The organism is Aeromonas sp. 9A (genome assembly GCF_963900955.1).
Taxonomy (GTDB): Bacteria; Pseudomonadota; Gammaproteobacteria; order Enterobacterales; family Aeromonadaceae; genus Aeromonas; species Aeromonas salmonicida.
This window is the reverse complement of record NZ_CAWRFG010000001.1, coordinates 2,350,878-2,374,625: the sequence shown is the minus strand read 5'-3', so window position 1 is coordinate 2,374,625 and position 23,748 is coordinate 2,350,878. Positions and strand designations below refer to the sequence as shown.

At 54.2% G+C, this 23,748-nt stretch carries 19 protein-coding genes and 1 pseudogene; 9 read left to right on the top strand and 11 right to left on the bottom strand.

The window, feature by feature from the left end:
* Positions 1-539: 539 nt before the first annotated feature.
* Positions 540-1,946 (bottom strand): GumC family protein, encoded by a 1,407-nt coding sequence (locus tag AACX78_RS11150; protein WP_159166229.1) that lies wholly within the window; start codon positions 1,944-1,946, stop codon positions 540-542.
* A gap of 157 nt (positions 1,947-2,103) precedes the next feature.
* Here AACX78_RS11150 and AACX78_RS11145 point away from each other — a divergent pair, with 157 nt between their 5' ends.
* The 3 genes from AACX78_RS11145 to AACX78_RS11135 are packed head-to-tail and all read left to right on the top strand — an operon-like array spanning position 2,104 to position 5,100.
* Positions 2,104-3,243: a glycosyltransferase gene (locus AACX78_RS11145; RefSeq protein WP_159166228.1), complete on the top strand. Its 1,140-nt coding sequence runs from the start codon at positions 2,104-2,106 to the stop codon at positions 3,241-3,243.
* A gap of 31 nt (positions 3,244-3,274) precedes the next feature.
* The gene (locus AACX78_RS11140) at positions 3,275-4,468 is read left to right on the top strand and encodes a glycosyltransferase family 2 protein (RefSeq protein ID WP_159166227.1); all 1,194 of its coding nucleotides are present in this window, start codon (positions 3,275-3,277) and stop codon (positions 4,466-4,468) included.
* Entirely contained in the window at positions 4,465-5,100 is a 636-nt protein-coding gene (locus tag AACX78_RS11135) for a sugar transferase (protein WP_159166226.1), read from the top strand. The genes AACX78_RS11140 and AACX78_RS11135 overlap by 4 nt, the downstream gene beginning before the upstream one ends.
* A 288-nt stretch (positions 5,101-5,388) precedes the next feature.
* On the opposite strand, the gene AACX78_RS11130 is transcribed toward AACX78_RS11135, so the two are convergent.
* The 5 genes from AACX78_RS11130 to AACX78_RS11110 form a co-directional block, all read right to left on the bottom strand.
* On the bottom strand, positions 5,389-6,390 hold the full coding sequence (locus tag AACX78_RS11130; protein ID WP_159166225.1) for a glycosyltransferase family 4 protein: 1,002 nt from the start codon (positions 6,388-6,390) through the stop codon (positions 5,389-5,391).
* An 81-nt stretch (positions 6,391-6,471) separates the two neighbouring features.
* Positions 6,472-7,962, bottom strand: a complete 1,491-nt coding sequence (locus AACX78_RS11125; protein WP_159166224.1) for a SpoIIE family protein phosphatase — start codon at positions 7,960-7,962, stop codon at positions 6,472-6,474.
* 23 nt (positions 7,963-7,985) lie between these two features.
* Entirely contained in the window at positions 7,986-8,654 is a 669-nt protein-coding gene (locus AACX78_RS11120) for a tyrosine-protein kinase family protein (RefSeq protein ID WP_040068147.1), read from the bottom strand.
* A gap of 1 nt (position 8,655) precedes the next feature.
* The gene (locus AACX78_RS11115; protein ID WP_159166223.1) at positions 8,656-10,761 is read right to left on the bottom strand and encodes an SLBB domain-containing protein; all 2,106 of its coding nucleotides are present in this window, start codon (positions 10,759-10,761) and stop codon (positions 8,656-8,658) included.
* A gap of 431 nt (positions 10,762-11,192) precedes the next feature.
* Positions 11,193-11,543, bottom strand: a complete 351-nt coding sequence (locus tag AACX78_RS11110) for an STAS domain-containing protein (RefSeq protein WP_159166222.1) — start codon at positions 11,541-11,543, stop codon at positions 11,193-11,195.
* A 338-nt stretch (positions 11,544-11,881) separates the two neighbouring features.
* On the opposite strand from AACX78_RS11110, the gene AACX78_RS11105 reads away from it, so the two are divergent.
* The 3 genes and pseudogenes from AACX78_RS11105 to AACX78_RS11095 form a co-directional block, all read left to right on the top strand.
* Positions 11,882-12,373, top strand: coding sequence for a molybdopterin-dependent oxidoreductase (locus tag AACX78_RS11105; RefSeq protein WP_159166221.1), 492 nt, complete (start codon positions 11,882-11,884; stop codon positions 12,371-12,373).
* An 8-nt stretch (positions 12,374-12,381) separates the two neighbouring features.
* Complete coding sequence (locus AACX78_RS11100; RefSeq protein WP_159166220.1) at positions 12,382-14,223, top strand: ATP-binding protein; 1,842 nt, start codon at positions 12,382-12,384, stop codon at positions 14,221-14,223.
* Positions 14,224-14,317: 94 nt separating this feature from the next.
* A pseudogene (locus tag AACX78_RS11095) lies at positions 14,318-14,736 on the top strand (IS30 family transposase); the annotation flags it as partial.
* Positions 14,737-16,519: 1,783 nt separating this feature from the next.
* Here AACX78_RS11095 and AACX78_RS11090 read toward each other — a convergent pair.
* The 3 genes from AACX78_RS11090 to AACX78_RS11080 are packed head-to-tail and all read right to left on the bottom strand — an operon-like array spanning position 16,520 to position 17,461.
* Positions 16,520-16,738, bottom strand: coding sequence for an ADP-ribosylglycohydrolase (locus AACX78_RS11090; RefSeq protein WP_236556324.1), 219 nt, complete (start codon positions 16,736-16,738; stop codon positions 16,520-16,522).
* Between the two features lie 39 nt (positions 16,739-16,777).
* Positions 16,778-17,164: a hypothetical protein gene (locus AACX78_RS11085; RefSeq protein ID WP_236556323.1), complete on the bottom strand. Its 387-nt coding sequence runs from the start codon at positions 17,162-17,164 to the stop codon at positions 16,778-16,780.
* A 6-nt stretch (positions 17,165-17,170) separates the two neighbouring features.
* Complete coding sequence (locus AACX78_RS11080; protein WP_159166219.1) at positions 17,171-17,461, bottom strand: DUF4258 domain-containing protein; 291 nt, start codon at positions 17,459-17,461, stop codon at positions 17,171-17,173.
* A 100-nt stretch (positions 17,462-17,561) separates the two neighbouring features.
* Here AACX78_RS11080 and AACX78_RS11075 point away from each other — a divergent pair, with 100 nt between their 5' ends.
* A complete protein-coding gene (locus tag AACX78_RS11075) occupies positions 17,562-18,485 on the top strand; it encodes a WYL domain-containing protein (protein ID WP_159166218.1) in 924 nt (307 codons plus the stop codon).
* Between the two features lie 242 nt (positions 18,486-18,727).
* Here AACX78_RS11075 and AACX78_RS11070 read toward each other — a convergent pair whose 3' ends face one another.
* Positions 18,728-20,098, bottom strand: a complete 1,371-nt coding sequence (locus AACX78_RS11070; protein WP_159166217.1) for an SVAGG family GlyGly-CTERM protein — start codon at positions 20,096-20,098, stop codon at positions 18,728-18,730.
* A 515-nt stretch (positions 20,099-20,613) separates the two neighbouring features.
* On the opposite strand from AACX78_RS11070, the gene AACX78_RS22180 reads away from it, so the two are divergent.
* The gene (locus tag AACX78_RS22180) at positions 20,614-20,793 is read left to right on the top strand and encodes a helix-turn-helix transcriptional regulator (RefSeq protein WP_083221109.1); all 180 of its coding nucleotides are present in this window, start codon (positions 20,614-20,616) and stop codon (positions 20,791-20,793) included.
* Positions 20,794-20,822: 29 nt separating this feature from the next.
* Here AACX78_RS22180 and AACX78_RS11065 read toward each other — a convergent pair whose 3' ends face one another.
* A complete protein-coding gene (locus AACX78_RS11065) occupies positions 20,823-22,022 on the bottom strand; it encodes a tyrosine-type recombinase/integrase (protein ID WP_159166216.1) in 1,200 nt (399 codons plus the stop codon).
* A 188-nt stretch (positions 22,023-22,210) separates the two neighbouring features.
* Here AACX78_RS11065 and sbcB point away from each other — a divergent pair, with 188 nt between their 5' ends.
* Positions 22,211-23,626, top strand: coding sequence for an exodeoxyribonuclease I (sbcB, locus tag AACX78_RS11060; protein WP_159166215.1), 1,416 nt, complete (start codon positions 22,211-22,213; stop codon positions 23,624-23,626).
* Positions 23,627-23,748: the final 122 nt, after the last annotated feature.

The following is a 23,748-nucleotide window of genomic DNA, read 5'->3' as shown; positions in this document are numbered from 1 at the left end:
ATCTTATACATATCATCAGAATCAATGTTATATGGATTAAGCAATATATTTGACTCAATTAATTGCTTTTCAATTATTTTAAAATCCCTTAGCCTTTCATGAAAAATCATACTTTCCATCATTATCCCAATCGCATTACAGTAACTAAATCAACAACCACCTACATACTAAAAGCATTCAATATAACCGTGCCGAATCACACATTACAAATAAAAAACCTAAACCATCGAATGGTCGATTAAATAACATTGAACACAAAAACGACCTTGGGTTCCGATTGTATCAGAATACATTGACGCAGCCAATAAACAAAAATAGAAAACATAGCCAACCTCACAGAGAGAAAAATTTAAGATGGTAAAATAACGAGTCACATCATATTTCACATCTGCGCTGGAAAAAATCGACGAGCTGTGGAGATCAAACCACAAGGGGTTTAGTCGCGGTTTATATCCCCCTAAAAAAGGCCTTATCACAAGGCCTGTTCAGAAATATCCAGATTCAGGCTGATAGCCAGCTTTTGTGGCTATCAACACGGCTCAGGAGCCAGGGGGCAGCACCTGCCCATCCAGCGCCTGATCACTGTTGGATGGATAGTCCGGCACCAGCTCGCAATAGGGAATGCGGCTTAGCACCGGTGCCTTGACCAGCGCGGACAGCTGATCGGAGCGGCGCAGGCTGGCATCCGCCAGTTCGGCCACCAGCGCCAGACCGCAGCCGAGCCCCAGTCCGCCGACAATGCCAGCCAGCAGAAACAGCCAGAGCGGGTAGTTGCTCGGCTTGCTGGGGGCAAAGGGTTTGTCGATCACCTTGATCCGCTCCCCCTGCTCAAAGTTGCCCAGATCGCCGGTCACTTTGGCCTTCTCATAACGCAGCAGCAAGTCCTGATAGAGGGTGCGCTTGACCGCCAGATCCCGCTCCAGCTCGGCGAGCTGGCGTTCGGTATCACCTTGGGAATCGACCACCTTGTCCAGTCCATCCAGCTGGGTCTTCAAGCCGGCGGCGTTTTGCTCTGCGTCGGTCAGTTGCGTCTGGGCCAGCTGCCACTCGGGCCCCCGCGCCATATCCGGCTCGGATTTGAGCTGCTCGAACTCCTGCTGCAACTGGTCAATCTGATAGCGCAGACTCTGCACCTTGCTGTGCTCTTCGCTGTAACGGGCCCGCAGCAACACCAGCTCGGTGCGCATCAGCTGCAGCTTCTCATCCAGTTGGCGGGCGAGCTGACTCTCCTGCCCCAGCGATAACTGATCGACCCGGGCCCTGGCCTGCTGCAAGGTGAGCAGGCTCTCGGCATACCGCTCTTGCAAGCCATAGAGCCGGGCGACGTTGCTACTCTGTTGCTGGGGCAAGGCACTGGCATGCTCCCGCTTGAAGTCGGCGAGCAGCAGCTCGGCCCCTTGCAGCTCGCTGCGGCGGCTGTCGAGCTGACTTTGCAGGAAACGCTCGGACGATTCAGCCGACTGGCGCCCCTTGCTGAGCAGATTGAAGAAAAAGCGCCGTGAAATGGCTTCGAGCAGACCGGCACTGTTGGCGGCCGAATCGGCCCTGACCTTGATTTCAATCACTTCATCACCGATCAGCCGCAATGAGACAGCCCCGGAGAGCCAGTCCATGATGGCATCGCGCTGGGCAGCCGGAGTCTCGTCATTGACCAGACCGCGATCCCGCGCCACCCCGTCGAGCACATAACGGCTGCGCAGCAGAGCTTCGAGCACCGCAAAGCGATCTTTGAGGCTTTCCTGGGTGATCAGATCCTTGAGGGTCGGGGTCTGGTTAGCATCTTGCGGCACCATAAAGGTGGTGCGGCTCTCATACTCCTTGGGGGTGAGCAGGCCGACCGTGACGCCCACCAGCGGCATCACCAGCACCGGGATCACCAGCAGATAACGACGGCGCCAGGCGGCAAAGAGAATGATGTAGAGGTTGTAATAGAACTGAACAGGCATGGCATCACTCCCTGAGAAAGGCCCTCCCCCGGCACGATGCAAAGGCAGTGCCACTAGAGGGGCTGAGCGCGTCTGTAGGCAGATCGCAAGAGTGGTACAAGATTCGCATTCTCCCGCTATCCGGGGTGTTACCCCTTCCCTTGCCGGAGCGCGAACCATGTTGTCATCAACCCCGTCGCACAGACCCCATCCTCACAGGGACGCCATCGTGCAACCTGTCGTGCAACCTGTTGTTCAAATAGTGCAGCACCTGCAGCCCGGCGGGCTGGAGACCATGGTGCTCAACCTCACTCAGGCGAGCCCTGCCGATCAGCCGGTGCACATCATCTCCCTCGAAGGGCGCAAAGAGGATGTGCTGAGGGCATGGCCCGCCCTGCATCCCTTCGCAGGCAACATTCACTGCCTTGAAAAGCCCGCAGGCTGGTCGCTCGCCACCCTCTGGCGGCTCACCCGGCTGCTGCGCCAGCTCAAGCCAAACGCAGTGCATACCCACCATCTGGGGCCCATGCTCTATGGCGGGTTGGCCAGTCGGCTGGCCCGGGTGCCCACCCTGGTGCACACCGAGCACGATGCCTGGTATCTCGATGATCCCCATCAGCGCATGCTGGCCCTGTTGGGGCTGCGCGCCTTCAAGCCGATTCTGGTGGCCGATGCCACGCCAGTGGCTAACCAGCTGCTGGCCAGGCTGGGCCAGCTGTCACCAACCGTGATCCCCAACGGCATCGATGAGCAGCGCTTTGCCCCGGGCGCCGCCGCCCTCGCCCGCCAGGAGATGGGACTGCCGCAAGAGGTCAAATTGATTGGGTGCGCGGCTCGCCTTGAGTCGGTCAAGGGTCATACCTTGCTGCTGGAGGCGATCCGCGCCTTGCCGGAGGAGGTGCATCTTGCGTTGGCAGGGGTCGGCAGTTTGCAAAATGCGTTGCAACAACAGTGTCAGCAACTGGGGATCGCCCATCGCGTTCATTTTCTGGGGCTGGTAGAGAATATGCCGCGCTTCTATCAGGGACTGGATCTCTTCTGCCTGCCCTCGCTGGCAGAAGGCATGCCGCTGTGCGTGCTGGAAGCCCAAGCCTGCGGGGTGCCGGTAGTGATGAGCGATGTGGGCGCGGCCCGAGAAATTGTCTGCCAAGCCAGTGGCCACATCTTGTCTGAGCGGGATCCAGCTCGCCTCGCCCAGCTTCTGGCACAAGGGTTGCTGCATTGCCATAGCCTGCGAGCCGTCACCCGTGAATTTGTGTGCCAGCAAAGCAGCTTGAGCCAGATGGCTCAAGCCTATCAACAGCTTTACAGCCGTTGATATAACGACCCAGTGACCAGAGGAGTATCCCATGGAGTGGACTATTATCGTGTTCTGGCTATGTGCTGTACTGGTGGTCTACCACCATGTCGGTTATCCCCTGCTGCTCAAATTCGGTGGTCGGCGGGCTCGCAAAGTGGTCAATCATCCCAGCCCCATGGATCGGGGATTCAAAACCGAAGCGGGCGATGAGGCGCTGCCAACCATCACTCTGCTGATGCCGGTCTATAACGAGGCGGCTACCATTGCAGCCAAGTTGCAAAACCTCGCCAGTCTCGATTACCCCGCCGACAAGCTGTGGGTTCACGTGCACTTCGACGGCTGTCGCGACAACAGCTATCCCATTGCACTCAGCCAACTCGGTGATCCTGCCTTGCAACAGCTGCAGATCCGCCTGTTCGATCACAGTCACAATCGCGGCAAGGTCGCCGTGCTCAACGAGGCCATGACACAGGTTCACAGTGATCTGGTTGCACTTACCGATGTCTCGGCATTGCTCCCCATCGACAGTCTGCTGCTGGCGGTCGCCCATTTTGCCGATCCCAAAGTGGGCGTAGTCGGGGAAGCATACCGGTTCTGGCAACCCGGCTCCCAGGGCGAGGAGAGTTACTGGCAATATCAAAGCCAGATCAAGCTCTGTGAATCAGCCCTTGGTGGCATGCTGGGTGCCCACGGAGCGTTTTACATGATGCGCCGGGAGTGCCTCACCCCGCTGGCTGCAGATACCATCAACGACGACTTTATCTTGCCGATGCAGGCCATCGCCAAGGGTTATCGGGCGGTCTATGACAATCGCTGCGCCGCACTGGAGCTGGAAATTTCGGATGCCGCGCTGGAAGCGACACGGCGCAAGCGGATTGGCGCTGGCAATACCCAGCAACTGCTGCGTTTACTGCCCCTGCTACACCCCAAATTCGGCTGGGTTGCCTTCAACTTTGCCAGCGGCAAGGGGCTGCGGGTGTTGATGCCACTTTGTCTGATGCTGCTGTGGCTGTGTGCCATCCCGCTGGCAACGCAATCCCTGCTGTTTCAGGTACTGCTGGCGCTGCAACTGCTGGGATATCTGCTGGTCATGTTGATCCAGCTGACCCCTATGTCCCCCTGGCCCAACCTGTTTCGCAAAATCCACTATCTGGTACTCGGACACTGGTACAACGGCATTGGCACCCTGCGCTACTGCCTGCGAGCCCCCATACGCTTCCTGTCACAGGAGAAAGCAGCATGAGACACCCTATTCCAAGATTGACCCTGGTGGTCAAACGCAGCATGGATCTGCTCGGTGCCAGCCTAGGCCTTCTGCTGACGCTGCCACTGTGGCCCTTGATCATGCTGGCTATCCGGCTCGATAGCCCGGGGCCTGTGTTCTTTCGTCAGTTGCGGATCGGGCGCAGCCACGCCAGCCATACCGAGCTGTTTTTCATGATCAAGTTTCGCACCATGCGCGCCGACGCCGAAGCGAGTACGGGGCCGGTCTGGTGCGGCAAAGGGGACAGCCGGATCACCCGCAGCGGCGACTTTCTGCGCAAAACACGACTCGATGAGCTGCCGCAGTTTATCAATGTGCTCAAGGGGGAGATGTCGCTGATCGGCCCCCGTCCGGAGCGGCCAGGGATCGCCAACCGGCTGGAAGATGCGGTGCCTTTCTTTATCGAACGTACCTATGAGGTCGCGCCAGGTATCACAGGTCTGGCGCAGGTCAATCAGGGCTACGACGAGTCGCTGGATGATGTACGCAGCAAGCTGGCGTTTGACCTTGCCTACTCGGTCGCGCTGCTCCACCCCTGGCGCTGGCTGGTGCAGGATGTACATATCATCGGCAAGACGATCGCCATCATGGTTGGCAAGAAGGGACGCTAATCCCGCTGCACAAACGTCAGCCACACCTCAACGCCCATCAGGCCACTGCCACTGCCACTGCCACTGCAATGGCATTTTTTATGGGGCATCCGCAGTGATCAAGCACGAGGCGACGGCGTGATCGCCATCATGTGGGAGATCAATCCGCAGGCATTGATGCCACCTTAGCCAATCCCCGAACCCCAAGCGCCGCATGATCACAGAGGTGATCTACCCCATCCCCCCTGCCCCGGCACATAAAAAACGAGTGGCCAGTAGCCACTCGTTTGAGCGGTTATCCCCCGTTATTCAGGCCCCGTAGACGGCCAGAATATCGGTCACTCTGTTGTTTACGCTGTAACCTCTGGCGATGGTGTTGCGCGCCGCCAGGCTCATTCTGCTGCGCGTCGTTTCGTCACTGCGCAGCCAGTAATTGACCAGTTCCGCCATGTCACGAACATGGCCGGGCTCTACCAGCCAACCATTTGATTTGTGATAAATCAGGTTGACCAAGCCCCCCACCGCAAAGGTACAAACGGGGATGCCATGTGCCATCGCCTCAAGGGCAACCAGAGGCAGTCCTTCAAAACGGGAGGTAATACAGAGCAGGTCTATGTTATGCCACTCATTGGCCATGGTTCGAAAGCCATGAAGCTGCACCCGATCCCCATACTGCTGCCACAAAGCGCTCTTCAAGGGGCCATCCCCGTAAAGATGAAATTCCCCGTCCGGACACAATGCGGCCAACTGACAGAACGCCTCCGGCCCCTTTTCTGGCGAGAGGCGGCCGACAAACGCAATACGGTTACCTGCAACCGATGCCGGCGTCGCAGGCATCGGCACAAAGTTGCTGATCACCGTACTCGGCACTGGCAATCTGCGAGCAATCGGCTCACTGACTGCAATACACTTCGCAAAACGCGCTGTGATACGATCCAGCCAGCTGTACAACTTCAGTAATCCTTCTCCCTCGTCACCACTGTGAAACGTGGAAACCACCGATTTGCCGGTACACCAGGCCGTCAGACGCCCCAAGATCCCGGCTTTATAGCCATGGGTGTGGAGCAAAACAGATGCAGGTTGACGAGCCAGCCGCCGCACAAAATCACGGCTATTGCGGCATACCTCGTACGGCAGACCCTGCTGTTTGAGCAGGATCGTAAAGGGGGTCATGCCATGGTTGCTCACCAGCACTACGGTGGGGAACAGCCCTCTTGCCAGCAGATCGTTGGCCAGGTGGATGATGTGAACTTCAATTCCACCGACCTGACGCGCATCGATGGCCAGCCAGATTTTTTGCATGGGTAACATAAGCCCCCTCCTCCCGTGGCACCATGCCACCTGAGATGAAGCACTGCATAGAGTGGGCCAGTCAGGTAAAGAGAGTCAGAATCAGGCTCCGGGACAGGCGACCAGCAAGAGGGTCATGTCGTCGAGGGCTGCATCATTGATGCGCTCATCAAACCAGTGGGCGATACGATGAGCCAGCTGCTCAAGACCGGGACCCGAGGTCAGGCAGATCTCCTTTAGCTGCGACTCCCAGCGCTGACGTTCCACGGCATCACGGCTATCGAGCAAGCCGTCGGTCCAGAACAACAGTATCTCGCCGGGCTTGAGCTGACGTTGATTGGTCACGAAATGGGGGTCCGGGCGCAAACCGGGCAAGGGGCCGGTCACGCCGACCTGGCGAATGGAGCCGGGCCCGACCAGCCAGGGCGCAGGGTGGCCCGCACTGGCCCACTGCACCCGCCCCTCGTTCCCGAGCTCGATGCAGAGGGTGGTGAGCAGGGTGGCTCCCAATAGCGGATCACTGTGGACAGCATTGGACAAGATGGTCAGCAAGCGTGCGGGGGCGCGCTCCAGATCGTGTGCAGTCAACAAGCCACGCAGATAACCGGCATAGGCATGGGCAAAAAACTTGGCTTCCGCATCGTGGCCCATTACATCCCCGAGCCACAACACCCGATCTTTGACCAACAGGAAGTCCCCGCCCCCTACGGTGGCCGCGCGGGTTTGCAACGCCAGCTGGAACTCCCCTATCGAGGTCGCGGGCAATAACGGGCGCAGCGCGGAGGTCATGCGCTGATCCAGCTGCTCACCCCATTGCGACCTGAGCTGTATCGAGCGTTGCAGCACCCGCGAAACTGCCAACAACAGATCCTGTTTGGTGATGGGTTTGACCAGAAAATCATCGATCCCCAAAGCCCCCGCCCGACTCTGGGTCCACTGATCCTGATGACCGGTCAGGAAGATAAAGGGCACCCCCTTCATCTTGGGATCCTTCATCAACTGCTGGCGTAGCCCAAAGCCATCGATCCCTTCCATCTCTATGTCGGAGAGCACCAGCGCGGGGGGCTGCTTCCCCAGCGCCAACAGAGCCGCATGGGAGTCGGCATAACTTTCAACCCGGTAGTGCTCATGGAGATAGGCCGTGAGCAGTGCTCGCATCACCTTGTCATCGTCTATCACCGCAATAACCGGCAATTGATTGACCGTGCCGTGTTGGCGAAGGGTCACGCGATTGCGCGCCCCCTCGCGGGAAAAGTGGACCTCGGCAAACAGCTGATGCACCAACGCCAGCCCGTATCCCCCCTCCTGTAGCTCATCGGGTAACGGCGCACTGGCAAGACCGGGTTGAGGGCCGCCATCATCCTCCAACAATAAACTCAACCCCGTTTCATCTGCTTTCAGGGTGAGCCAGAGGTGGGTAGCGGGAGGGTCTGTGTGCTTGACGCTATTGGTAGCCAGTTCACTGAAACAGAGCAGCCAGTTGGCTTGATCCTGCGTGGAGATCTGAAACAGGGACAGCCCCTGTGCCAGCCGGTTGCGCAGTTCGCGCACCGCCTGCAGGGTTGCCGGAGCAGATCGCAACCAGTCATCCATATCATGCCTCCATCAGCGGGCGATCAGATCCGGAAATTGAGCAAGGCACTGCGCCGACACCAGCGCTTGAGCCATTCGGTCACCCGGTTACTGGGCAGCCGGTTGAGTTCACGCAGGATCTCGCTGGCCAGCCCCGGGTTGAGCTTGTCGTTATAGACAGCGCCAATCAGATTGGCTTCGGCACGAGTCAGTTTATCCACTGCACTTTGCACCACTGTCGTCGGGGTCACCCCGGCCAGTACCACCAGCAGCGCCCCTTCACAGGCACCACAGACCTGATCGGCCGGAATATTGCCCCGATTGAGAGCGGTGAGCGGCGAGGTGTCGAAGATGACTACATCGTAATGTTCCAGCCAGCGAACCAGCAGCTGGCGCAAGGTATCCTTGTTGCGAAAGGCCATCAGATCCTTGCCCGGCGCCGGGAGCAGCGACAAGGAGCGACCATTGGCCACCGGCTCGGGCACATCATTGGGTCCCCAGGCAACCGCCGGGGCGCGGCCGGGGTGATAGAGATTGAGATCCACCAGCAGGGTGCGCAGCCCATCCGCCTCCGAGCGCCTTGCCAGCGCATCGCAGATGGAGCTCACCCCCTCTCCACCTTCCGACGAGGTGACTGCCAACGAGCGGATCCCCCGGGCGACCGTCGCCGCGTAGAGGGATTCGAGCTCCAGATATTGAATGGGGATGCTCATATCAAAGCGTCCCGACCAGGGCCACCACCGAAATCGTGGTCAGAATGTCGCGCATACCATCCATGAAAATGGCCCAGTTGCTGCTCTTGCTGTCAGGGATAAAGACGGTGTCACCCGCGCGCAGCACCGGCAACTGGCTAAAATCAGGCTCTTTGGCAAAGCCATCGAGATCGAAGCTGCGGGCCTGATCCCCCTGACCACTGGTGGCCATGTTGATCACCACAATCTTCTTGATATAGGCGGTGTTGGTCGGGCCTCCCGCCTCAGCCAGCAGATCCAGCAAGGTCATGGAGGAGTCAAAGCGGTAGCGACCGGGGCGGGCTATCGCCCCCAGCACCCGAATGGTGTTCTCCTTGGGCTCATCGAGCCAGGGACGATTCTTTTCCGGCAGGTAGATGGAGTCACCGGGCAGAACCTTGGGCAACAAGGTTTCATCCCCGGTTTCAAAGTACATGGCAAGGTCGAGCTTGCTGACCCGGGCCGTACTGCCATTGCGATGGGCAATGCGCACATTGCGCAGATCCGCCGCCGCCGTCGGGCCATCGGCTGCCGACAGAATGTCGATAAAGCCCATCTGCTCGTTGAACGCATAGCGACCGGGCGCCCCGACCTGACCGAAGATATAGATGGAGCTGTCCGGCGACTGGCGCACCCACTGGGACTTGTTGTCACTGGGATCGGTGGGCAGCTCGGGGATCATGATGGTGAATCCGGCACGGATCTTCGGCAGGCTGGCCAGCGCTCCCCCCTGATGAAGGAACTTGTCGAGGTCAAACAGCGTCGGCGTGGCCTGCCCCCCTTCAGCGGTCAGGATCTGCACCTTGGCGATATCGGCCCGCTCGTTGGGGCCACCGGCGTGGGCGATCAGATCCAGCAGCGACATCTCGTCAGACCATTCATAACGGCCCGGGATCCGCACTGCACCCATCACCATCACCGCCCGACCGGGCGCCACCTTCAACCAGGACTTCTCATTGATATCGGTCTTTTCCGGCACAAAGATGGCGTCACCGGGTTTGACTTGGGGCAGCACCTTTTTCATGCCTTCGGTGTAAGCCTGCAGATCGATCGGCTCAACCGTGCCATCGGTCCGCAGCAAACGGATCTGGCGACTCTCGGCATAGCGGGTCGGGCCACCGGCATTGGCCAGAATATCGAGGAAGGAGTCCCCTTCCCGCCCCTCATAGGCACCGGGTTTGAACACCTCGCCCATGATGTAGATAGTGCGCGCCCCCCGTTTTATCTGCTCTTCATCCTTGGGTACGAAGATGGTGGCGCCCGGCGCCAGATTGGGCAGCAGCTTGTTGTTGCCGGAGTCGAGGTAGGCTTTGAGATCGAACAGTTCGGGGGCATCACCATTGATCACCCGGATCCGCTCCACCCCGGCAAAGCGGGTCACACCGCCAGCCCGCATCAGTAGATCCACGATGGAGTTGCCACTCTTGAAGCTGAAGGCGCCGGGGCTGTTGACCTCCCCAAACACCTTGATCGCCTTGCCGGTATCGCCATCGCCCCCTGCTGCCAGGGTCGCGGCATCAAAATCGATCTGCACGTTGCCGATCAACGGAGAAGCTGGCACGAACACCACATCGAGGGATTGCAATGGCGGCAGGACGCTGGCATCGCCGGTATCGAGATAACGCTTGTAGTCAAAGCTCGAGACCGTGTTGCCGCGCCGCACCTGCATATTGTTGAGCTGGGCACCGGGCACCAGCCCGCCAGCGGCATCGAGGGCCATCTGCACGTTGCCATCGGGCGCAAGATCATAACTGCCGGGTTTTTTGACATAGCCCATCACGCTGATCAGCAGCCGCTTCTCCAGCAAGGTGACGGTCAATTGAGAGAGGTTGTTGTAAACAGGTTTGAGGGCAGTGCGGATCAGCTCATCCGCCTGTGGCAGGGTCTTCCCACCCACCACGACGTTGCCGACTTCAGGCAGTGCAATCTCACCCTGCTTGTTGATCTGGAAAGGCTTATCAAAAGCAGGCTCACCGGGTTGCACTATGGCCAACCGATCGCCAGGAGCCAACAAGGTGGAGGCCAGTAACGGGCAGGTGAACAACAGCAAGAGAACACAGATCAATCCTTCGAGAGCGCCCCGTTTCATAGACATCCTTTTCGTCTGTTACGTCTGCCCCCATTGGCGTAAGGGGAGCCCTGACCAATCAGCACGACAGCCATCCGCTGTTGTCTGTTGCAGCCGCAAACGTACTTGTTGTAGTGATTGTGCCAACACGGTCTGACGCCAGGCTACCTCCGCCCAAAGCCGTCCGTGCATATCCCGTTCGATATCAATACGTTGAGATTGTAGTCGTTTCAACTCGGCAGGCATACACCCCTGCAGGCTCGCTTGCTTTAATTGCGTCAGCTGCAAGTCGAGTTCCTTCTGACGCTCATCATAACGAGACCAGACCCGCCGTTCATCCTTATTGACCGGAATACGGGTGGGTCTTGCCTCTGACATGCCACCATACCCCTCCGGCGGCCATTGCGCGCAACCCGACAGGACAATAGAAGAGAACAGGAGACCCCACCGCTTCATGACGCAACTGCCATCATGCCACGGGAGCGCATATAGGCTTTGACGCTCTCATGGCAGGGGATCACCCTGTCGATATGCAGCATTTCAAGAAGGTCATGGGGTTGGCCAGGGCCACACACAAGCGCCATCTGATGCCCGTTCATAATCAATCTTTTATACAGAAATACCAAGGCTCCGATACCTGACGAGTCGATAAAATGGACATCGCTGATATCAGCCAGGATATCTCCTGGGTGGGTCGAGAGGGTTTCAAACAACGGGCGGAGCTCACTGACGGCCATCGCGTCAAACTCGTTTTCCAGTACCACAACCTGGGTATCATTAAGGGTGTAAGTCATGCTTTCCATCGCTAGCTCCTTGTCGATTCTAAGACTCTGCGCTGTTACGGCATCCACCACGCTGCAAATGTTATGCCGAGAAGCACCAGTGTGCTTGTTCTCCAAATGATACTCTTTGCGCCTTGTTTACCTACCCCAACACCTCGTTTTTGTTGCCAATTTGCAAATAGAACATGTCAAATGTTGCAAACTGCAACTCACTTTATCCGAAGTAACCAGGTAACCGGCTAAAAAGCGGATAATTTGCGATCATTGCACCGGGCCCGATTATTGCTTGTCTCTGGAAACACCTCACAAGCCACCGTTCGCTCGGCACGCATGCCGCTTTATTCCAGGAAGGAGACATCATGAAAGCAGGCCTTTATATCGCACCGCTACTGGCAGCCCTTTGTGGTGCAGCACACGCAGCACCTTTGCCTGACAACGCCGTATTGAAGGTAGAAGGCGCCATCAGCAGCCCCACACATCAGGCCCTGGCCCTGTGGGATAGCGCCATGCTGGATCAATTGCCGGTACACGAAATCAAAACCCATACCCCCTGGTATGACGAAGCCAAAACCTTTCGCGGCCCCCTGCTGCAAGATGTGTTGGCCAAAGTCGGGGCAACCGGCAAACAGCTCACCATTACCGCGCTGAATGACTATTCGGTACAGGTGCCGGCAAGCGATGCCGAGCAGTATCAGGTCATCCTAGCCCGCACGATGAATGGCAAGCCACTGTCAGTGCGCGACAAAGGCCCCCTGTTCCTTGTCTATCCGTTCGATCAATATCCCGAACTGCAAAACAAGCTCTATTACGGCCGGGCTATCTGGCAGATCAGTGCGATAAAAGTGGAGTAGATCCCATCATGCGTTCCATGGCGGCCAGTCAACGTTTCTTGTTTGTGGTGCTCTGCGTACTGCTCCTGGCCTTTGCCGGTATTGGTACCATCCAGTACCGGCAATTTCAGGATCTGCAACGCAGCACCAGCCAGGGCGAAGACAACGTGATGTGGAACTATTTCCAGCTCTATAACGAAGCGCTGCGTTTTCAGAGCTCACTGCTCCATGAGCCGCAACCGTCCTTCCAGCTCAGATACGATATTCTGGTCAGCCGTATGGATCTGGTGCTGGAGAGCAAGGATCGAAATCTGCTTCAACAAACAGAGATCTACCAGCAGGCAAGCAAAGCTATACGACACTACATCTCACTGGCGGATATCTGGCTTGGCCCGGATGCCACCAAAACGCTGGACAATCTTGCCCATCAGGAGCTGCGCCAACAGCTCGCCTCACTGCTCCCCCTGCTGCATCAGCTGACCCTGGAGGTGAACCAGCAGGCGACCCTGTTTGATGTGGCCCGCCGCGACAGCGTCAGGCAGCAGATCATCACGACGACGCTCATCGCGACCCTGCAATTTACGCTGCTCTTTGTGCTCGCCCTGTTGATCTGGCGGCAAATGAACATCTCGTTTCTACAACACAAACTGATGCAGCAACTCAATGACAAACTGCTCAGAGCAAACCAGGCGGCAGAGGCTGGCACAAGAGCAAAAAGCAGCTTTTTGGCCAATATGAGCCATGAGATTCGCACCCCCATGAATGGCATTCTCGGCATGCTCTCACTGCTGGCCGACAGGGATATGGATCCGAGGGAGCGAGACTACCTAGAGACGGCACGCGAATCGGCTAACCATCTATTAGGCCTGCTCAACGACATTCTGGATGTATCAAAGCTGGAAGAGGGCAAGATCGAGCTGCAACTAACCCCCCATCACTTGCCCCAGCTGTTGGAGGATATTCGGGCCCTGATGCAGAGCAACTGCGATGCAAAAGGGATCAAGCTGACCCTGACCGTTGCCCCCGATACGCCGGGGTGGTTGATGATCGACCCGCTGAGAGTGCGCCAGATCCTCTTCAATCTGGTGAGCAACGCCATCAAGTTTACCCATCAGGGTGAAGTCAAGATCCACGTTGATAGCACCCTGTTAGCGCAGGATCGCCACTCGGTACGCATCTCGATTCAAGACACCGGGATCGGCATGAGCAAAAATCAGCTGAAGAACCTGTTTCAACGTTTCGCCCAGGCGGATGTGTCTATCACCCGCCAATATGGTGGGTCGGGCTTGGGTCTTGAAATATCCCGTAACCTAGCGCGCTTGATGGGCGGTGATATCTCGGTAGAAAGCAACGAAGGGCATGGCAGTACCTTTACCTATATCTGGCCCACCAGAGCCACGACCCCATCGATTGTTTGCCTGCCATACAAACCGATGGATCAGGAAAGCTATCGCATCTTGCTGGTTGATGACAATGCCACCAACCGCAAGGTGATCGGCGCCATGCTCGATTCCGTGGGCCATCACGTCACACTGGCCGTTCAGGGTGAAGAGGCGCTGGAAAAACTGGGTCACACAGCATTTGATCTGGTCTTGATGGATGTCCAGATGCCAGTGATGGATGGACTGGTGGCAACCACCCGGATCCGTACCTCTCAGATGCAGTGGGCACATATTCCCATCATCGCACTGACGGCTGATGCCATGCCTGAATCCAAGCAATACTATCTGTCCCATGGTATGAATGGATATATCACCAAACCTATAAATAAAGAAACGCTTGTCAATGAAATAAATAAAAGCATGTCTAACGAGTTAATAAGACATAACTACGTGAGTTCAGATAATAAGTGCAATGCCCATGGTACATAGGCGAGATGAGGTCAACTGCCTATTTTTGTACGCTTCTTCTTGCCAAAGAAAAACTGATACATCATAAAATACCAGCAGTTGACCAAGGGGTTACGATACCGTCCTGGGCAAACAAGGGATAGGCACCATCGTCAATTTGGTAGAGCGTAAAAGCAGGTTCCATCTGATGATATATGTTCACAACAAGACGGCCAATGCGGTGGCTGACGCCATTATCAGCATGTTCATACGATTACTGTCGACAATGGAACCGAGGTTGTTGAACACGAGCGGGTGTCCGCAGAGCTGATGGTACAGATCTATTTTGCCCACCCCTATTGTTCATGAGAGCGCGGCAAAAATGAGAACAGTTATGGCTTGCTGCGGCAGTATGTGCCCAAAGATAATTATTTGAGATTGGTGACAGAGAAGGTACTTTCAGGATTCGAAAAAAGGCTTAACACAAAGCTCCGTAAATGTCTGGAGTTCAGACAACCTCAGGTCGTTTTTGATAAATTGTTCGAAGATACCTGATTTTTAATCTGGCATTGAACTTCAGAGCTTAATCCACAGCTTAGCCGCCGAACTCACTTACTATTTATTTGGCAAGTTAAGATACAAAGAATGCTTAGCGCTTACTATTACCCTCTGTGTTCCCATGCAGTTTTAAATCATTTAGATGCAATATTATGAATGAGATCTTCCGTGACGTTAACTTATCCTCGCAGCAGTTAAAAACTATTAAGTTACACATGGCAACCCCCACCAACAACATTGAAACAGACAGAGTTGTTACGCTCTGAGTTGCTTTTTATTTCGCCATTACCAGTAAAGAAACTCGTTCTAAATAAATAGCAAATCGATTGCTATCTAACTCCCAAGCGACCTTAGACCCATTATTAAAATAAAAGTTGTTATCTCTCGTTTTCGTAGAATTTCTCCCTTAAAAATTAACACAATGCAGCCGCATGAAAAAATTCTATATCACGCCCTGTTTCAACAAACTGTTGTGCAGCAAGCGACATCAACAAACCAAGCTACCACCATTAAAACACCATCCTCCATGCAAGTTAATGACAGGCCTTGCTTGATGGCATATAGCGAGGCCATTGCCATATTATGGCAATTTTTATCGGAGATTTTTCCAGATTTTTGCATGCAAATCGCTATGGTTTTATCATGTACACAAACCCTAACCATTAAATAATAGCTCTTTAAAAAACAAAGTCTTAAGCTAGTAAAACTACTATCTCAATGTCAAAAATCCGTGCCATTATATGGCAATGAACATTTGGCGCTGCCATATGGTGGCAGACACTTCTACACAACGCCTTGCTGAACCGGCTTGCTACACAGACAATTCACTAAAACCATTAAAAATGAGATTTTAGTGGGTGTTTATGCAAAATAAGCCACTCCAACACTCACCTCCAAGCATTGTTCAACGATAGTACAATGGGATACCATTAATTATAACCAGGACACCTTGCTGCACCTCAAACGAACCCCTTATCGTGGATGCTTTTTTATGCATATTATGAAGTCTTCGACGCTACCTTGATCGATGCTCAAAAAAACATCTTTTCATCCTGCTCTTCATTTACATCTGTATCTGTATCTGTATCTGTATCTGTATCTCAGGATGAATATTACCCATTTAGAGAACCATATTGAAAATATTGAGTGATGGTTCAGATCTCTTTATTTATCATCACCCTGTAGCTAACTATTTTAGTTAGCTATCAGATTAATACTTATAGTAGGTATCAAAATCACACTGTTGATAACATATAAATGCGGCCTCTATTTTAATCTTGAATTAAAATATGAAGAAAACAGAATATGAGCATCAAAAATAGACACAGCACTCATCAATGCTGAATTCCCGTGAACACACTATCTAAGACCTGTTTTTCGTATCCATAGTGCTGAAGCGCGGAGTAACAGAAGCATGGTGAGTAAAGATAGCTTCACCGCTCGTGCACAAAAAGCCATTGCAGCCCCCCCATTATCTACATTTTGCAATATGCCTATTTTTAATAGACTGATTTATATTAGCTTATGTATCTTATGCAGATGGGTGTGGTACACAATGGGGACAATATGAAATTTGAGGGCTATTGCTACAAATAGCAACGATGTTCGTTTGAGTAACTTGACCGTCAGGACTTCATCCACTTTTGCCGTAATAGATCCAAGCCAGACCCGTCCAGCTATTTCATATGTGAAACACAGCATGCAGAAGTTCGTGGTCACAAACTGCAGAAGTTCATTTTTGTTTTATATTTCAATCTCTTGCTGCAGCATTAAAACAACCTTATCCGAGTCTGAAGGACTCATCCATGTAGAAAGCACCAACTAACAGACCATAGACCAACCGCACCCGATCATCCCTGCCCAGCAGCACACCGAGTAGCACTTCGCCGCTTGCCAAATCGTCACCATGCCAGAAGCACCAGAGGGCGGCTTCTACCACATCCAGCCAGCTGGCATGGCCCAGCTGATTGCGTGACTTGCGCCGCCAGCTGCCGCGCACCACAGCGCCGCTATTCGGGGAGCGGGCAGCCAGCGCCCGCTACTCCATCACGCTTGGCGTGAGTCCATCCAGCTTGGCCTGACGGCTACCGCGCCCTCCTCGCAGCAATTTGTCGAGTAGCAGCGCCAACAAACGAAACGCATCCTGATCTTCGAAGCTGGCATCCTCCCCCAGCAAATCGGCAGCACCGGCCATCAGTTGCTCACGCCCCAGATAGATGGGCAGTGACGTGCTTTCCAGCCTATGTTGCTCGACATGGATAGCCAATGCCGTCACCACCGCCAACGGTGAAGTCTCACCCTGTTGGTGAAACGCGTCTTTGGCAAGCAGAGCGGTCAGCTCCTTAGCCCGCTCGGCTGACAGTAGGCAATAGATCCCCTTGATCAGGGGCATGGCCGCCTGACCTGATAACAGACTTGAGTTCATAGCGCCTCAGTGACGATCGCGTTTGAAGTGAGTGGTTTTATGACCGACGGTGACAATCTCGCCGTCTTGCAGGACCAGATAGTGACGGCGCAGCCGCTGGCAGCATTCCGCTGGCACTCCGTACTCGGCTCGCAGCATCGTAACTCCTTTGCTGTCGAGATAAACCAGCTCGCGCCCCTGGTGATAAGAAGAACGTCCGATGCTCAGCAGCATGTCCACCAGCTCGGGTGAAATACCGCGCTGCTGCATCCGGCACGCGGCGTGATGGCTGTATGCACTATCCAGCTTCCCGTTCATGACATGCTCCTTTGGCGCTCATTTCGATGGACTCATTATATGTAGCTTGTATACTCATGCCGATACTGGTTACATAAACATGTCGCATTTTGGAGCACGTATGGCACCCAAAGAGCTCACCTGGGATCAAACCCTGCGTTTTCGTCTGCTGGAGATCGTCTTGCAGTGGGAGGGACGGCTGACCACCAATCATTTGATGACCGCCTTCAATATTGGTCGCCAACAGGCGTCACGGGATATCAACCACTACCTGACCCACTACTCACCGGAAGGGTTGGTCTATGACAGAAGCCTGAAGGGATACAAACCCACAGAGCACTTTGTCCCGCGCTTTAGTGAAGGCAAGGTAGACGAATACCTGATGCTGCTACACCGTGAAAAGCAGCACCAGCGACAACATGAAGCGGGCCTGTTGACACTGCCGCTGATGGATCTGCGCTACGGCCATATCGAAATCCTGGATGTGCCAAACCGCCATATCGACCCGAAAATCGTGCGTGGCTTGGTGCAAGCGGCGCGCGGCCAACTGCGGGTCGATGTCGATTACGTATCACTCAGTTCAGAGGAGCAGAGTGGCCGCAATATCGTGCCTCACACTCTGGTCTATGACGGGATCCGCTGGCACGTACGTGCCTACTGCGAGAAGAAAGGGGAATATCTAGACTTTGTGATGAGTCGTTTTCGCGGCGAACCGGATCTGCTGGATGCCTCCCCTCACGGCCGGGATCAGGATCTGGAGTGGAACACCCAGGTGACTGCGGTAGTCGTTCCCAATCCAGGGCTCAGTGAAGGACAACAGGCCATCATTGCCAGAGACTATGCCATGACAGGGAAACAGCTGTTGATCCGCCAACGGATCCCCTTGGTGCATTACGCATTGGAGCGGATGCAGGTGAGCTATAACGGTGAACACCAACAACATCCCCTGCTCTACCCGCTGGTACTGGCCAACCGGGAGGAGCTCATCCAGCAAGGCTGTACCTTCAAGCTCAAGAGTGCGGACCTACAAATGCGACCAAGTTAACCCTGGCGCCATGATGTCCGACTTCTCCACACATCCGGCAAAGGGAGATAGAAATAAGAAAGGCTCCCGACATGGCGGGAGCCTTGACTGTAATAAATCGTTTAATCGGAATTCGTGTTTTGGGGACGCCCGTAATGATTCCCGGCAACACTCATAACATCTGGGTGCTTTGGCGACTCACCATGCCAACGCAGCTTGACCACCTTGCCATAATGATGAAAAAGGTATTGGTACAAGGCTTATCAACACATTTTAAGCCGGCGAACCAACCCGCAGATAACCAAAGTCAGCAATGAGATCGGTCCTGTCGAACCACCGCCACCATTGTCGCCGCCATCGTTGCGACCATCATCGGTGTTGGCACCTTGAACAGTGATAACGATTGGCTGGGTAATCACATTACCGCCAGTACCGCTACGCAGGCCGAGGGTGAAGTTCTTGGCACCGACGAACGCCAGGTCACGAGCTGTCACGCGCACTGTGTAGGTCGGGTTGCCCGTAGCATCCAGAGCAGTCTGTCCAGTCGTAGGGTCAAAGCGCACCAGTTGCGAGATACCATCATTGTAGTGCTGACCCACTACAGCGCTACCTGATTCACTATACAGTTCAACAGAGAGGCGCTTGCCTGCTGCATCAGTACCGGAGGCAGTGATGGTAACGTCGATATACGGCTTCGCATTGGTCAGGGTAGTGCTGTCTACTTTCATTGTGAAAGTGCGGTCAGCAACATCCGCACTCGGCATGACGCCTGCACCAGTGCCTTTTGTCCATCCGTAGTAAGCACGGAGGTTGCCATCAGGCATCGTCAACAGGCGAGCGGCATCAGGGCTGTCAGGGTTGTTGTAGAAGTTTTGGAGTAAATACCTCTCGCTTGGGCCGTAAGGGTAAATATCCCCTTGGTCAATGGCGGAAGGACTGCCACCGAACATGTTGTTCTTGGCCAGATCACCGTAACCACACATCAGACGACCAGCCCAGATGCCTCCTTGGTCGCAGAATCCTTCCGCACCTTTACGGTTGTAAAGATCTTCTGCGCCGAACAGGTGGAAGGCTTCATGTGCGTAGGTATCAGCGGTAGTGTCATAACGACTCACCATAAAATCAGCGCCGGAAGTAGCCATCCCATCAAACTTGCCATCAGTGCCGCCCTTGGTGGAAATCCACATGTCGGCACCAGAGCTGTACGCAGCGAAGGTCAGGTCTTGAATGTCCTGCTCGTTGGTGCATACACCGTCCCACAGTGGAGGCGCCATGATGCCGAAGTTCGGGCCATAAGAGCTACGAACACCGATAACCTTTTCGTTGAGCAGAACAACCGCGGCTGAGTAGCCTGTTTTACACGTCGGGTGCAGGACGGTATCGCTCATAACGAGGATCTGCTTCACCTCGAAATGCAGGTTCTCAGGATTGCCATTTTTGACGATGCCGGTGCGCTGACTAGTGTAATACTCGTCCATAGCCGCTACGCGCTGGTGAATAGTGTTAAACACTTTTTCGGCACCATCTTGATCAACGATGGATTTAGGAAGCATTACGTTTACATCAATAACCGTAGTGGCCATCACCGCATTGCTTGCAACTAAGGTTGCAGCCATAAGGAGTAGCTTTGACATCAATAGTTTCTCCGGAACTAGTATAACCATATGAAACCGCAAACAATACTCCAACGAATCCAATTTGCAATGCGTGACATGATGTTTTTAAAAAAACGTCATGATTTGTGAACGGATTAACAATCCCATGAAACACAAAGACTTTATTAACTCTCTGCTTAACACCCACTTTATTACCCCCTCGGGGCTAACCTAGCCAATCACTTTTACAACTTTACCAATAATGAATAGAGCCACCCGTTGACTTAACAACACGAACACACTCCATACCCAACCATCGAGAGCTAAAACGAGCCAAAAATGTTATTGAAATTTACATGTCATGACCATAAGCCATATTGTTCCATAGCCATTTTCATTGCTTTTATAATACACAAAAACAATTATTAAATTGATTTTAGCAGTATGAAAATGACGACTTGTTTTTCTATATCATAAAAGCAAGCCGTCTAAAAATATGGCAAATTGACACATATAGCAATCATGTTTAACCTCCTAAAAAAATAGGAGGCTATATGAACAACAATGAACCAGCACTAATAAGAACCAAAACACTATTAAAAAAACTTGGCATATCTAGATCGACGCTGTATAGATGGATTAAAGAAAACAAATTCCCACCACCTCTCAACAAAGGCTTTTATTCGACCGCTGCGGTAAATAGCTGGATATCAAGTGAAAAGCACTCATCTTAGATGATGAATTACACCATTTTATGGTTCGGTTATATTTTTAGTTCCTGCAAGGATTTTACAGCTTCCATTAATTTTTTATCCCATAACTCATATGCCTCACGTTGCTCATTGGTCCAATCATGAAGATTGTAAATAGCCATCACACCCGCCATTCGGTGGCCAAGCATTTTCTCGGTTACCTGTGGCATGACGCGTTCTTCCGATAAACGCGTACTCAGCGTCCGACGCATGTCATGCATACGCCAATACGGCAGATCCAGTTTATCTCTCACCCGCTCTGCTAGCTGGATGAGAGATGCACTACTTAATGGCATCTTTGGATTCACCGGTGAGCGACATACAGGGCCGCCCTTGAGCCGAGATTTCGCCGCCGCTTCTTGAAGCAAGAGCATCACCCGGGTAGGAATAGGTCGACGTATTGGCGCCCCACTTTTGGCACGAGAAGCGGGAACCGTCCAAATTTGCTCCTCCATATTGAACTCACTCCACTGCGCACCCAATGCCTCACCACTGCGACAGCCAAGCAGGATCACCAGTTTGGCGGCCAATTTTAATCCGCGGCTGGCCCTACTCTGTTCAAATGCAATCCAAATCTGAGCGAGTTCACGCATGGTCAGTACGCGAGTGCCTCTCTCAGGTTGAGAGCCCACGTCTTCGGTGCGTAATTGCAACACCGGGGAGCCGCCAATGAGATTACGTCGAATACAAAAGCTAAGAATGGACTTTAATCTGCGCAATAAATGACCCGCATTTTTGGGCTTTTTCTTGCCAATTTTATCAAACCACTCCAGCCAGCTGGAAAACGGGATCTGTTCCACCGGAATACCAATAAACAGAGGTTCGAAATAGCGCTGCATGGTATGCTCATAGAGCATGACCGTACGGGGCCGCAGCTTCGGCAGATGGTGCTCACGAAAATGCTCGCAGCACTGTTTAAGTGTGACATTATGCTTCTGGTGGAGCTTATCCCAGAAAACTCTGGGGTGTTCGTTACGCTCCAGTGCACCACGGATAGCAGGGATCAATGCCCTGGCATCAGCGAGTTTAAGGTCGGGATAGCGTCCAATTTTGAGTCTCGCCGCCTTTCCTTGCCAGCGATAGCGATATTGCCATGAAATGGTGCCACGCTCGGTGACCCGAGCTGACAATCCATCACGATCTGACAATTCCGTCTTGCCAAAGTAGGGCTTACCATAGAGGGCCCGTAGCTTCGCATCAGTAAGTGGCATATGACTCTCCTGTGATTGGTCATCTGATTTTTCACTGACACATTAACGCGTCCTGACCTGTACGCAGATACGTACCAAACTGGTCTGAAACGGACTGAATCAAGATCGGACAAAGTGAGACAATCTGAGATGACGCACCGTATAACGACTTGTTTTTCAAGCATATAAACACAATTCAGAACCACGAAATGAGCCAGCAGACAAATCCTACTTTCTATTTCCACGATTACGAGACCTTCGGGATCAGTCCGGCGAAGGACAGGCCGTCGCAGTTTGCCGGTATTCGTACCGATGCGGATTTCAACATCATCGGCGAGCCACTGGTCATCTATTGCAAGCCGCCGGCGGATTATCTGCCGGATCCGGAGGCGTGCCTCATCACTGGCATCACGCCGCAAAAGGCGATGAAAGACGGACTGTGCGAGGCAGATTTCATCCGCCAGATCCACGAGCAGTTCGCTACACCGAATACCTGCGTGCTGGGCTACAACAGCATCCGTTTCGATGACGAGGTGACCCGTTACACCCTCTATCGCAACTTCTATGACCCTTACGCCTACGCCTGGCAAAACGGCAATTCCCGCTGGGATATCCTCGACATGCTGCGGGCCTGCTATGCCCTGCGCCCGGAGGGGATCGAGTGGGCCTTTGATGAGGAGGGCAAGCCAAGTTTTCGCCTCGAAAAGCTCACGGTAGCCAACGGTGTGTCCCACGCCAATGCCCACGATGCGCTCTCGGACGTGCTGGCCACCATAGAGATGACCAAGCTGGTGAAAAAAGCCCAGCCCAAGCTGTTTGAGTACCTGTTTGCCCTGCGCAACAAGAACAAGGTCAAGGCGCTCATCGATGTGGTGACCATGAAGCCGCTGGTCCACGTCTCCGGCATGTTCTCCCCCTGGCAGGGGTGCGTGAGCTGGGTATCGCCACTCGCCTGGCACCCCACCAACCAGAATGCGGTGATCATGGTGGATTTGACCCGCGACCCGACCCCGCTCATCGAGCTTTCCAGCGAGGAGATCCGCGAGCGGCTCTATACCCGCAAGGACGAGCTGGGGGAACTGGCCGCCATTCCGGTGAAACTGGTGCACATCAACAAGTGCCCTGTGCTGGCGCCAGCCGCCACCCTGACACCGGAACGTGCCGATGAGCTCACCATCGACCGGGAGCAGTGCCGCAAGAGCCTGAACCTGCTGCGCGCTCACCCCGAGGTGCGTGAAAAACTGGTGGAGGTGTTCAATCAGGAGTTCGCGGGCAGCAATGACCCGGACCCCGATACCCAGCTCTACGCCGGCTTCTTCGGCCACGGCGACAAGTCCACCATGGATCTGGTGCGGGCCACCCCGGCCGATCTGCTGGGTGAGCGTGAGTTTGCCTTCACAGATGCGCGACTGCCAGAGATGCTGTTTCGCTACCGCGCCCGCAACTGGCCCCACACTCTGAGCGAGGCGGAGCAAAAACGCTGGCGTCTGCACTGCAGCGACTATTTCAGCCGCCGCCTGCCGGACTATGCCCCTCGTCTCGAGGCACTGGCGGAGCAGAATCAGGGGAACGAACGGAACTTTGCGATTCTCAAGAGTCTCTATCGCTACCTCGAAGATCTATGAGATGTGATCGGTTTCACAGTTAAATGACTGTATGCTCCCCTCACCCCATTCATAATGGGCAGGGGAGTAAAGACTCCCGAAATTTCAACTATTTGTGCACTAACATTGCATTGACTGTGTTT